General features: G+C 59.8%; 3 protein-coding genes. 1 reads left to right on the top strand and 2 read right to left on the bottom strand.

Features of this window, described 5'->3' with window-relative positions:
* Positions 1 to 65: 65 nt before the first annotated feature.
* Entirely contained in the window at positions 66 to 2,372 is a 2,307-nt protein-coding gene (locus PMI23_RS11960) for a fatty acid cis/trans isomerase (RefSeq protein ID WP_007912588.1), read from the bottom strand.
* Between the two features lie 156 nt (positions 2,373 to 2,528).
* Between PMI23_RS11960 and metH the strand changes: the two genes are divergently transcribed.
* The gene (metH, locus tag PMI23_RS11965; RefSeq protein WP_007912586.1) at positions 2,529 to 6,239 is read left to right on the top strand and encodes a methionine synthase; all 3,711 of its coding nucleotides are present in this window, start codon (positions 2,529 to 2,531) and stop codon (positions 6,237 to 6,239) included.
* Between the two features lie 53 nt (positions 6,240 to 6,292).
* On the opposite strand, the gene PMI23_RS11970 is transcribed toward metH, so the two are convergent.
* Positions 6,293 to 13,531 (bottom strand): NEL-type E3 ubiquitin ligase domain-containing protein, encoded by a 7,239-nt coding sequence (locus PMI23_RS11970; protein WP_007912584.1) that lies wholly within the window; start codon positions 13,529 to 13,531, stop codon positions 6,293 to 6,295.
* Between the last annotated feature and the right edge of the window lie 81 nt (positions 13,532 to 13,612).

Below are 13,612 nucleotides of genomic sequence, written 5' to 3' on the forward strand. Positions count from 1 at the left end.
TCGACAGCTCCTACAGGGTTTTGCGGTGTTGCTTGAAGTTGGGACAGCAAGCCAATCTGAATCGATCAAAGATTCTCGTAGCGGTTCATGTCCAGCACACCCTCTTCCACCGGATCGGTTTCGTGGATGTACTGACTCAAATCGTGGAAATAGAACCAGAATTGCGGATGACTGCGCCGAATTCCCCAACGTTCGACGATTTTCTCGAAGCGGTTGGCATCTTTGGCGTTTTCCATGGCATCGACAAATTCCGCCACTTGGTCGGCAGGAATGTTGAACATGAAGTTCGGATAACTGCTGAGCACGCCCGGATAAATCGTGATCGTGTCCAGCCCTGGCTGATAGCGCAGCGACTCACCAAGCAGGAACGCCACGTTGCTGTGCGCACGGTTGCGCAGCAGGCTGTAGACCTCGCGCTTGCCGTTGGCCGTTTCTATGCGCAGCATGGTCGCTTCCGGCAACTGGTCGATCACCTTCAAGCCGGCCGCCGGGCGCGACGTCAGGCGACTCAGCGCCTGCTCGGCATTTTGCAGCGCCGGGTCAATATTTGGCCGTGAGCAGTAAGCGCCGTCGCAACGGTTGATCGGATCGGGCCGCGCGTTGAGGTCGCCGTAACGCGCCAGCAATTGCATGGCGAAGTCGTATTTCGGATCCTTTTCATCGAGCTTCAGCGCCGTCGGCTTGTCGTCATCGATCGCCTCATAATCGAGCCACATCTTGAACTGGCCGCTGCTCTGGTACCAATCGTCGAGGTAATCCTCGCGGGAATCGGCGGGCATCAGGCGCAGGAAGTTCTGCTCGGCGCCATTACGGATCAAGTCGAAATAAAGACGGGTTTGCGCCTGATGCGAAACGTTGCCGAACACGTCGAAGTTGACTGCCAACTGGTAATAGGTGCGCTCGAGCAAGGGATAGTCGAACAGCCACATTGTCTGCGGCACCTCGCCAATCAGGCCTTTGGTCACCGAAGCGCTGTCGAAGTGACGGAAAATGCTCAGCAACGCGTTGTCGTTGCCGGCCCACAGGGTCGACCAGCTCGGCGCGGGCAGATCGGCGTAGCTGTCGCGGCGCAGCGCTTCGTACTCATTACGTTTGTTGCGGTAGTTGTGCCACAAGCTCAAAACGCTGCCGACATCGTCGTTCTGCCCGGGCATGGCCAACAACGGCGTGGCCTGGCCGCGATAGTTCGGGTCGGTGATATAGAGGTCGTGTTCCGGCGCCTGGAACAGCGCCCAGAAGTTGTCGCGGATCACGTCGGTCGCGATCTGTCCCCGGCACACCGGCCCGCGAATAAAGGTGCGGACGAAGTATTCGGCGTTATCGAGCATAAATTGATATCGCGCCTGGGCCGGAATCGCTTCGAACGTCGCGAATGGATTGGCACGGCTCTGCGGGCCGTAACCGGGCAAGGCATTGACCTGCCAGTTGCCGCTGTAGAACAGGCTTTTCACCCGCGCCATCTTCGCCGCGCTCAGCGGATAGGTGATGTGGGTTTTATGCACAATCACGCCCTGCACCGGCCACAAGCGGTAATACACCTGAGTACCCGGATCGTCGTTGGGACGACGGGTGGCGATCAGGTCGATCGGCTGACCGCTCGGCGTGCGCGAACGCACCCACTGGAAGTAATGCCCCGGCTCGCCGTCCTTGAAATAAATGTGCGCGAGGTACCAGTGCTCGTACAACCAGCGGCCGACCAGACGTTGCCGTGCCCCCGGCATGTTGAGCAGGTTTTCCCACTGGACGATTTGCAGCGCCTCTTTCGCGCTCGGCGCCAGGCCTTGTTCGTCAATCGGCGCTCCGGATGCCAGCCAACGCTGCAACGTCTGATATTGCTGATCGGTCAACCCGGTCACCGCCAGCGGCATGCCTTCTTTCGGGTGAGCGCCGGCGTAACCTTCAAACTCGGCGGGCAGCGCGCACATATTCTGGCGGTTCAGGCCCAGCACGATCTCTTCCGGGAGTTTGGCGTTCGGTGTCAGCGGCGTCTTGTGCCCGAGTTCGAGCATGCGCGCCATCAGTGCAGCCTGACTGCCTTGGGCGTCGAGCACCGAATAGAAATCTTTCTGCTGCCAGGCGTGCTTGCCGAAGGCGTCGTAATACAGTCGGGTGGTCGGCGCCGCGACAGTGCGCTCGCCGTCATAGACCGGCATTTTGCTCGCACCACGGGCCGCGCCTTCGCCACTGCCCAGATTCAACTGGCAAGCGGAGTCGTAGCACGCATGACAGGCTACGCACTTCTCGGTGAAGATTGGCTGGATGTCGCGGACGTAAGAAATCGAAGGAGAAATGGCCGGTGCAGTCGCTGGCTCTTGCGCCACGGCGCCCCAGCTGAGAAACAGCAACACAAAACCAATGACGCGGTAAGACATGCTGCTGATCCCGATTGTTAAAAAAAACGCCGCGATTCTACATTATGACGCTCGCACCAACATGAGCGATATTCATGCAAAAGCCCCGCATGCTCTAAAACCGCACAGGTTTGCTATGATCCCGCTCCTTCGTAATGGTCTTTCCGAGTAGTCCAAATGTCCGATCGCAGCGTCCGCCTTCAAGCTCTCAAGCAAGCTCTCAAAGAGCGCATCCTGATACTCGACGGCGGCATGGGCACGATGATCCAGAGCTACAAGCTCGAAGAGCAGGATTATCGCGGCAAACGCTTCGCGGATTGGCCGAGTGACGTCAAGGGCAACAACGACCTGCTGGTGATCACCCGTCCGGACGTGATCGGCGGCATCGAGAAAGCCTACCTGGATGCCGGTGCCGACATCCTCGAAACCAACACTTTCAACGCCACGCGCATTTCCATGGCCGACTACGGCATGGAAGAACTGGCCTACGAATTAAACGTAGAAGGCGCACGTCTGGCGCGCAAGATTGCCGACGCCAAGACCGCCGAGAACCCGGCCAAGCCACGTTTCGTCGCTGGCGTGCTCGGTCCTACGAGTCGCACCTGTTCGCTGTCGCCGGACGTCAACAACCCCGGCTATCGCAACGTCACCTTCGATGAGCTGGTGGAAAACTACACCGAAGCCACCAAAGGTCTGATCGAGGGCGGCGCCGACCTGATCCTGATCGAAACCATTTTCGACACCCTCAACGCCAAAGCGGCGATCTTCGCCGTGCAAGGTGTGTTCGAAGAACTGCACATCGAACTGCCGATCATGATTTCCGGGACAATCACCGACGCCTCCGGCCGTACCCTCTCGGGCCAGACCACCGAAGCGTTCTGGAACTCGGTGGCGCACGCCAAGCCGATTTCTGTAGGTCTGAACTGCGCGCTCGGCGCCAGTGAACTGCGTCCGTACCTGGAAGAGCTGTCGAACAAGGCCAGCACTCATGTGTCCGCGCACCCGAACGCCGGCCTGCCGAACGAATTCGGCGAGTACGACGAACTGCCGTCGGAAACCGCCAAAGTCATCGAAGAATTCGCCCAGAGCGGCTTCCTCAACATCGTCGGCGGCTGCTGCGGCACCACGCCGGGGCACATTGAAGCCATTGCCAAAGCCGTCGCCGGTTATGCGCCGCGGCAGATTCCGGACATTCCCAAGGCTTGCCGCCTGTCGGGTCTGGAACCGTTCACCATCGATCGCAGCTCGCTGTTCGTCAACGTTGGCGAGCGCACCAACATCACCGGTTCTGCCAAATTCGCCCGCCTGATCCGTGAAGACAATTACACCGAAGCGCTGGAAGTCGCCCTGCAGCAGGTCGAGGCCGGCGCGCAGGTGATCGACATCAACATGGACGAAGGCATGCTCGATTCGAAGAAGGCCATGGTGACCTTCCTCAATCTGATCGCCGGTGAACCGGACATCTCCCGCGTGCCGATCATGATCGACTCCTCTAAATGGGAAGTCATCGAAGCCGGCCTCAAGTGCATTCAGGGCAAGGGCATCGTCAACTCGATCAGCATGAAAGAAGGCGTCGAGCAGTTCATCCACCACGCCAAACTGTGCAAGCGCTACGGCGCGGCGGTGGTGGTGATGGCGTTCGACGAAGCCGGCCAGGCCGACACCGAAGCGCGCAAAAAAGAAATCTGCAAACGCTCCTACGACATTCTGGTCAACGAAGTCGGCTTCCCGCCGGAAGACATCATCTTCGACCCGAACATCTTCGCCGTCGCCACTGGCATCGAAGAACACAACAACTACGCGGTGGACTTCATCAACGCCTGCGCCTACATCCGCGACGAACTGCCGTACGCGCTGACGTCGGGCGGCGTGTCCAACGTGTCGTTCTCGTTCCGGGGCAACAACCCGGTGCGTGAGGCGATCCACTCGGTGTTCCTGCTGTATGCGATCCGCGCAGGCCTGACCATGGGCATCGTCAACGCCGGGCAGCTGGAGATCTACGATCAGATCCCGCAGGAACTGCGCGACGCTGTGGAAGACGTGATCCTCAACCGCACGCCGGAAGGCACCGACGCCCTCCTCGCCATCGCCGACAAGTACAAGGGCGACGGCAGCGTCAAGGAAGCCGAAACCGAAGAGTGGCGCAACTGGGACGTCAACAAGCGTCTGGAACATGCGCTGGTCAAAGGCATCACCACGCACATCGTTGAAGACACCGAAGAGTCGCGTCAGTCGTTCGCGCGCCCCATCGAAGTGATCGAAGGCCCGCTGATGTCGGGCATGAACATCGTCGGTGACCTGTTCGGCGCCGGTAAGATGTTCCTCCCGCAGGTAGTGAAATCCGCCCGGGTGATGAAGCAGGCTGTGGCGCACTTGATCCCGTTCATCGAATTGGAAAAAGGCGACAAGCCGGAAGCCAAGGGCAAGATCCTCATGGCGACGGTGAAGGGCGACGTGCACGACATCGGCAAGAACATTGTCGGCGTGGTACTCGGTTGCAACGGCTATGACATCGTCGACCTCGGCGTAATGGTGCCGGCGGAGAAGATTCTGCAGGTCGCCAAAGAACAGAAGTGCGACATCATCGGCCTCTCCGGCCTGATCACGCCGTCGCTGGACGAAATGGTTCACGTTGCCCGTGAGATGCAGCGTCAGGATTTCCATCTGCCGCTGATGATCGGTGGCGCGACCACTTCCAAAGCGCACACTGCGGTGAAGATCGAACCGAAGTACAGCAACGATGCCGTGGTTTACGTGACCGACGCTTCCCGCGCGGTCGGCGTGGCCACGCAGTTGCTGTCGAAAGAATTGAAGGCCGGTTTCGTCGAGAAAACCCGTCTGGAATACGTCGATGTACGCGAACGCACCTCGAACCGCAGTGCCCGTACCGAGCGCTTGAGCTACGCCGCGGCCATCGCCAAGAAGCCGCAGTTCGACTGGGCAACTTATGAGCCGGTCAAACCGACCTTCACCGGCAGCAAGGTGCTGGACAACATCGACCTTAAAGTCCTCGCTGAATACATCGACTGGACGCCGTTCTTTATCTCTTGGGATCTGGCCGGCAAATTCCCGCGCATCCTTGAAGACGAAGTGGTCGGTGAGGCCGCCACCGCGCTGTACAAGGACGCGCAGGAAATGCTCGCCAAGCTGATCGACGAGAAGCTGATCAGCGCCCGTGCGGTGTTCGGTTTCTGGCCGGCCAATCAGGTGCATGACGACGACATCGAACTGTACGGCGATGACGGCAAGCCATTGGCCAAGTTGCATCACCTGCGCCAGCAGATCATCAAGACCGACGGCAAGCCGAACTTCTCGCTGGCCGACTTCGTTGCGCCGAAAGACAGCGAAGTGACCGACTACGTCGGCGGTTTCATCACCACCGCCGGCATCGGCGCCGAGGAAGTGGCCAAGGCTTATCAGGACGCTGGCGACGATTACAACTCGATCATGGTCAAAGCGCTGGCCGACCGTTTGGCCGAAGCCTGCGCCGAATGGCTGCACCAGCAAGTGCGTAAAGAGCACTGGGGTTACGCCAAGGACGAAGTGCTCGATAACGACGCGCTGATCAAAGAGCAATACAGCGGCATCCGCCCTGCTCCGGGTTACCCGGCCTGCCCGGATCACACCGAGAAAGCCGCGCTGTTCGCCTTGCTCGATCCGCAAGCCGAAGAAATGCGCGCCGGCCGCAGCGGCGTGTTCCTCACCGAACACTACGCGATGTTCCCGGCGGCTGCGGTCAGCGGCTGGTACTTCGCCCACCCGCAAGCGCAGTACTTTGCCGTGGGCAAGGTCGACAAGGATCAGGTGCAGAGCTACACCTCGCGTAAAGGTCAGGAGTTGAGCGTGACCGAGCGCTGGCTGGCGCCGAATCTGGGTTACGACAACTGAGACCGGTCAAGGGCCCGGGATTTCTCTAATCCCGAGCCCGGTCAATCACTCAGTCACGAACGCCACGAGGGCCCGGGCTTGGCTGAAAGCGTGCCTGGGCGCTCCGACTCATCGGCCAGACTCCGAAGATCGTTGATCTCTCGACGGGTCAGCTCGACTACTTTCTGTACGCGCAGGGCATCAATTGTCCTGCTCAGCTCAGCCAATTCCAGGTTGTAGTGTTCTTTGTCGATTTCACCGTTTGACTGGCGATCCTCAAGCTCGCTGAGCGATTGGTGACGCTGCTCGGCCACCGCGCGGTCGATCGCATTCGTTTCCTGCGGATAACGCTCGTGCAGATATTCGTTCCAGTAGTCGCGCGATGCCATGCTCACCAACAGTGCGTCGGTGCGCTCCGCCTCCAGAATCGATGCCCGCGATTGCGCCAGCATTTGGTCGCTGATCGGCGTGCCGTATAGCATGTACGCCGGTTGCCCGGGCAAATCCACGCCGTCCCCCCAACCGCTGGTCAGGCTGATCCGATAGCGCAGACGTATTTCGGCGCGATCATGCCCCTGCCCTGCGGCCTCGGCCAGGGTCTCGACCCTTTCCAGACGAAACAACTGCCGTGACAACCTCAACAAGGCCCGCCCTCGGAGCATCAGTCGATTCGGTGGAATTTCGCGCAAGGCGCGATACACCGCCACCCGCACCTCCATTTCGCTGAACGTCAGAGTTCGTCCATCAGGGCAGGTGCCATGGGACTCAGCGCTTTGGAACAGCAACTCCCGAAGCTCGGTGTTTTCGCTCGCGGCGTCCATGACATCCCACACCCTGCGCGTCAGATCGGCCTGCACAAGCCTGTAGTCGCGGGTATCGCGCAACAGTCGGATCAACTGGAAAAAGCGCTCGTGGCCTGGCTCTTGCGCCAATCGCGCCCAGACACCCCTTCTCACTTCAGCCAATTGCGGTGAAGCCCCCTCGAGCCAGGGATTCAATGCCCTTGGCGCAATGTCGTTGGCCGGGTCAAAGATGTTTTCGGCTGGCAACACGGCCGCATGGGGGTCATGCCCCGCGACGGCGCCCTCTTCGCCTTCCACCACGCCACCGTTTCCGGCAATGGGCTGCTCGGCGAGTGGGCTGACGTCGGCGCCAAACAGCTGAGCGTGAATCATCCCGTCAATCTGCCCGCGTGAAATGCCCAGGACATGAGAAGAAGCATTCACGCGACTGAAGTATCTGAGCTGCTGTAACGCAGAAAGTGACAGGTCATCGTTGCCGGACAAATCGGTGCCTGCTACCAGGCGCGAGTGATTGCCATCGAAAAGCGTCTCGGGAAGGTGCGCGATGTTGTTGCTGCGCAGATCCAGCCGGCGCAGGTATCGAGCCTGCAAGACGCCAGCGGGCCAATCGTTCAACGCGTTGTAGCGCAGATCCAGCGTTTCGAGGACGCCGAAGCCGGGCGGGTTGAAGGTTTGCAGAATGTTGTAGCCCAGATCCAGTCTGCGCAGACGGTTATGGCTCAGCAACGGGTAAACACTGGCGCCGCTCGAGAGGTTGCAGTGTTGCATTTCCAGTTGTTCCAGTTCGCGCATGCGGCGCACCGCGCCTGGAAGATTCGCGAGGTCATTGCCACTGATGATCAATGTGCTCAGATCAGCAAAGGCATTCAGAAAGCCATCGGACCCGTGCTCGCTGATTCCCACACCGCGCAGGTTCAGCGTCGTCACCCCTGCAAGTGGCGCATCCAGAGAAGGTAGATCGCCGGTCTGCAGTCCTTGCAACCTAAGCTCCATGGCTTCGCCAGCGGCGCCCGGCGTCAGCCCCTCGAGCCAGGCTTCACAGATGCGCAAAGCCGCGAACGAGCGATTTTGCGCAGTGATGTGGCGCCTGCCAGTGCGCACCTCGCGGGTATACAGCCAGTCATTCAACTGGCGAATCAAGCCTTCACTGGCTTGCTGCCATTGGCTGATTTGCGCGTCTATCTGCACATCGCTGCGTCCCGCTTCACGCAGCTTGCGCAATAGCAGCCGGGCGCGTTCGGGCGTCATGCTCGGGGTCAGGCGCCGCAGGTGCGCCAGCCTCCCCGCCTTGTCCGCAATCACGGCGCCGCGCTCGGGCACGGGTAACAACAGGTCAGTCAGAGACCAGCCCGTTTCCGTCGGTGGAAACTGTGCAGGCACCGGCTCTTCGGCGAAGCGTGTCAATGCGCCCTGCCCAAGCCCTTTGGCCTGTTCGATGCGGCGTAAAGCCGTATTCAGGGCGGTCTCGCCTTCAGCACTGAAGACATTGCCCGTCAGATTGGCTTTTATCAATGCATCGGGATGCGCCAGTGCTTGAGGCGACAGCGACGCTATGTCGTTGTCACGCAAGTCGAGCCAGGACAGCTGCGGCAGACTTTCGGCGCCGGTGGGCCAGGATTGCAGCTTCGTCGAGCGAAGGTTCAACGCCTGCAACCCGGTCATCGCCCTGACATCCAGAGTGTTTAACGGGTTATGCCCCAGATTCAGTACCTCGATGCGCGGCAAATCATTGAATTGCGCTTGCACTGGCGGTGTGACGAGCAGGTTGTTATTGGACAAGTCGAGTTCGGTCAAGGCCGGTAGCTCACTGGCGGTAAACGGCAGTTCGGTGAACGCATTGCCACTGACATCCAGTATTTCAGCACCGCTGAAACCTCTGATAAACCCGCGAGCCTGTTCGACGGGAACGTCGAGCAACCCCAGGCGCAACGTAGAAACGTGGGGAAAACTGCCCGCCGGCAATGACGGCAGCGTGAGGATCTTCTCGGCCGATGTCAGTCCTCCAAGGCTCGGCCCTGACTCAGGCAGGGCAAATGTGGAAAGGTCTGCCCTCACGCCGTAACGCTGACGAAGCGCGCCATTCCAGCTGCTCTTGAGCGCCCTTAAAACGCCAGCGCTGCGTCCGGTCGCCCATTGCCAGCGAAGTGCCGGGTTGCGCAGCCCGCCCTGCTGGGACGGGGCGTAGAACTGCGCAAAGATTTCATCGTGTTCGACCCTGAGCTGGTCAATCGCCAGCAGTCTCGCTTCGGGCGTTGTCCAGACCTCATTGAATCTCTGCGGCAGAGGATCGCTGAAGTTCGGCATCACGGCCATGAAGTCCAGCTCTGCGCGGCAATACTCGCTCACCATTTGTTCCAGATCGACCAGATGGCCGAAAGGGCCTGAATAGTTTTTGACGTATTCAAAAGCGCGCCTGAACGCCGCCCGACTCAGTTTCGACCAGTCCAGCGAGAGTCCGGCCCAAAGCCTTTCGTGCCCGCTGTAGAGAGCATCGGGCAGTGTGTCGATCGAGGTACGTGTCAAATCCAGACGCTCAAGCTGTTCCAGCCGCTCGACGTAAGCCGGCCACTGTCGCAATGCGTAGGGGGCGTTGACTTGCAAAGCACGCAAACCACTCAGCGGTGAAAGATCCAGCGCGTGCAGGGTTGTCGAGTCGAATCCTGAATAGTCGATGCGCAACGTCTGCAAAGACGTCAACGCACTGAGCCTGTGCGTAAAACTCTCGGCCAATTCCGGCGCATAGGTCGAAAACCGCAGTTGGGTCAGCCCGGACAACCGACTGACCGCCTCAGGCAATGAGGTGAGTGGTTGAGGCCTGGCGGGCAGTTGACCATAGCTGGGGCCCAGATCCCCCAGGGTCAGCCGGGTGACATTGGGGAACAACGCGATGAAGGCGTCGGCATTGGCATCCGTGATGCCGCTGCCTGTCACCGAAAGTTCGCGCACATGGGGAAAACGCGTGGTGATCACCGGCAGCGGCGTCTCACACACCAGCGACAGACGCGCCGCTTCGGCTGAGTGCTCCGCGAGCGGGCCATTGCGCCAAGCCTCCCTGAGCGCTTGAGAGAATGACCACTGGTGTTGTCCAGCCTGACTGCCAGTCGGGCCGGCCTGCCATTGATCCAGTGTGGCGTTGAGCGCCTCCCACTCACGCCGACGCGTGCCCAGTTCAGTGAAGATTTGCCTGTCGGTCCGGCCGCGCTGCTGGCGCAGAAACGCGTCGGCCTGTTGCGGACTCGGATAAAGCTCCGTCACGCTCGCTGCGACGGAGGAATGCAGGCTGGCGCCACGCCCGCTTGCGTAGTAGCCCTTGAGTGTTGCGCTCACCCGTGTCGGAGGCTTGAACCCTTTGAGTGGCGGCGCCAGCAATTGTGCGGCTTCACGGCGGTGGATATGCGCGTATTCGATGATTTTGCGTTGCAGTTCATGGCTGTCACTGACCTGCGGCAGACCGATCGCCGCACGTGCGTCATCCGGCAGCGCATACATGAGCGAGTTGTAGAAGTTGTCGCCCGCCCCGGAAACGTGGTTAAGCAATTCACCGCGCTCATTGAAGGCGAGAAAAAATGCTCCGTTCTTGACCAGGTATCTTTTATCCGGCGCGGTTGTTTCACCGAGACTGTCGAGCAGTGCTCCGGTGGTGCTGCCTTCACGGAGTTCCAGACGCAGGGTCGACGGCCAGCCTGGCAATTGCCGCAAGGCGTGCAAGGCCAATCGTCGGCTGTCCGCCGTTGCAAGGTTGGCACTGCGCAAACCGATAAAGGCGCGGGTCTGGCGTCCTTGACGGGCATGCCAGCGAGCCTCTTCGAGCATTTTCAAAGGCGAGCGCCCCGTCGTATCCATACGCGCCAGCTGTGCTGCAGTGGCATGATCCAGCACATCCTGCGCGGCTGCTTCGCTCAAACCTGGACACTCGCGCTGCAGCAGGCTGACACGCGCATCGAGCGGTTCAGTGCCGTCGTAGAGGCTGGCAAAAATCGCAGGCTGGCGTGTATTGGCAAAACCGGCGAGTTGCTTGCGCAATGCGTCTGCTCTGGCGGAATGGAGTCGCGCCGCATCCCTGCCAAGCAGATAGGTAATCTCGTTTTCGTCCAGCGCCGCCAGAATCCGCGCCGGCATTTCGCCGTTCAACACCTGCGCACGACTGAGCTGGATAACCGGTCGGGGGACTACCCATGGCGGTTGTTTTGCCGCGCCATAGCGGATGGACGGCCCGGACAATCCCGCCGCTTCAAAAACTTCCAGCGCCCGACCGAGTGGCCAGCGCGGCATTTCGGTGACCAGGGTAAGTGCATACAGATAGCGATCATCGATCCGCGCTGCCCCGCTCAACTGTTCGATGACCTGCCCTGCCGACGCATCCGCTTTGAACAAACGCATGGCGTCGAGCCATTCCGGCGGCGGTGGCAAATGATCCAGGTGCATCTTGCGCAAGGTGTTGTCGCTGACACCGCTGATCTGCGCCAGCATCAACAACGCCTCATCCGAAAGGCCCTCGGTCACATGCCCCATGCGCCGCAGCAGTGTCAGCGTGTCCCAGGACATCGGGCGTTCCAGCGTGTGGCGCCAGGCACCCCGGCCGTTGTGCCCAAGGACGGGCTGGTAAGCGTTGGGTTCAGTGGGGTGCCTGAGGCGCCATTGCGACGTCGAGGGATCGAAAAACTGTTCGTAGACCTTGTCACCCTGACGGATGTAGGTTTTACCGTCGATAGCGTGTTGCCCCAGGTCATTCGGCCCGGTCGAATCACTCAGCGTGACAGGATGTTCATAGCCGCTCAGATCGGATTTCCACAAACGTGTTTCACCGTTGGGCAATGTCACCGGGTGCAGATCTTCGATCACCGGCTCAGGCTTGACGGCAGCCAGTCGATTGAACCCCGCGCCCGCACCAGCCATCACAGCGATCAGCGCAAGGTTTTCTGCCACATCCACCAGGTGCGCCTTGGCGGCGTGCTTGTCGCCCTCGCTCCACTCTTTTACGCCTTCGAAGGTTTCGTATAACAGTTGTCCGGCCATGATCACCATCATGACCTCGCCCAACACCGGGACGAACATCGACACCATGTTCAGCCCCAGCAACCCGACCTGCAGCAAGGCCGCCAGTTTGGCGTCGCGCGCCTTGATGTTGACGTCAGCGGTCGGAACCGCATGACTGCGCGCGTCGGCCAACACCCTGTCGCGATGCTGTTCATAGAGATATGTCCACAAATCCGAATTCTCGGCCCAATGACCATCGCCTTCGTGACGCAAAAGCGAGGCGCCCAGATAAGGATCAGGATCAGGCTGCATTTTCGTATGCCTGGGTGGCAGCTCCTGGATCGCGATAAACGGGTAAGCCGGGGTAATGACCTCGATGATCCTGCGCCACGGCGACCAAAGCAGATCAGTTGATGCATCGTCAGCTTCCTGTACGAACTGGCTGAAGTAATAGGGGCGCTTGGCATAAGGCAAAAACTGGCTGAAAAACCGCTGATAGGGTGTCGGCTCGGCACTCTGTGCCTGTTGTGCATCGCGAGTGGTAAACAGGCGCTTGAACGTTTCGTTGGCTTGCTGGCCGGAGTAGCGTTTCAGCGGATGCTCGGGATCATTGGGCACATAGAGAATCGTTGCATCGTACGACCGACGCTTTTCAGCGATCGTGAAGGCGACGCAGCCCACCAGCCTTTCCCCCATCAGGCCCAAGTCATGAAACCAGACGGGTTTGCCTCGCACCCTTGGATATTTTTCACCATCGACGACGGAAAGAATCATGGCGTGATCTTCTGGCTGAATATCCCCGGCCAACAACGCGCGTTCGGCCGCCGCCCTCAGGGCGGCCTTTTGACTGGCAATGAAATGCTCGCGCAACAGCGTTTCTGCCGCAGTGTCCGCCGGGTGGAAAAAAGCCTTGAGATACGCCTGGTATTTCGCCCCGATGTCCAGGTCGCGGCACAGGCTCAGAAATCCTCTGACCGAGACGTTAACGGGCACTGGCGTGTAAATGCCGGGAGTAGTGGTCTCTACGATGAAACCGGAACTGCGGTGAAAGGCACCGTACTTGCACTCCTGACTTTCGAAGTTGTGCAGAGCCGCCTGCAGCAGCGGCAACTTCAAGACCTCGAAAGAACCGATTTCCGCTTGAAAGATCCCCATGACCAAAGGACGCTTGAGGCATAACAAGGTCTTATCGACGTCGACATCCACCTGATGGCGACTTTTCAACGCTTCAAGCAGTAAAGGCCGGGCAAACGCGTCGATGTCTTTGAAGCTGGACAGGGTGTTGTCCAATTGCACCTGCGCCGTGACACTGCTCTTGAAACTGGCATCCAGAATCTGGCGTTGTGCAGATGACGCGCGCGCGTACCAGTCTGGCATCACCGTCCCCGCGCGCTTGATCGCCGTCCTTCTCGGCTCGCTGGCATCGATCAGCCATTGCGGTACTGCGGCTTCCAGGAACTGCGCGTGGAAACTGTCCGAGGCTTGAGGTCTGGCTGGCCCGTTGTCCTGGGCAGTAAGGGAATTGGGGGACATACATCGCTCCTGTAAATGGAGCGACAGCACACCATCTCTGCACCGCTGTACTGCGATACATAGTTATTGGCGATCGGTATC

The sequence above is a fragment of the Pseudomonas sp. GM24 genome (assembly GCF_000282235.1).
In the GTDB taxonomy this organism is placed as follows: Bacteria; Pseudomonadota; Gammaproteobacteria; order Pseudomonadales; family Pseudomonadaceae; genus Aquipseudomonas.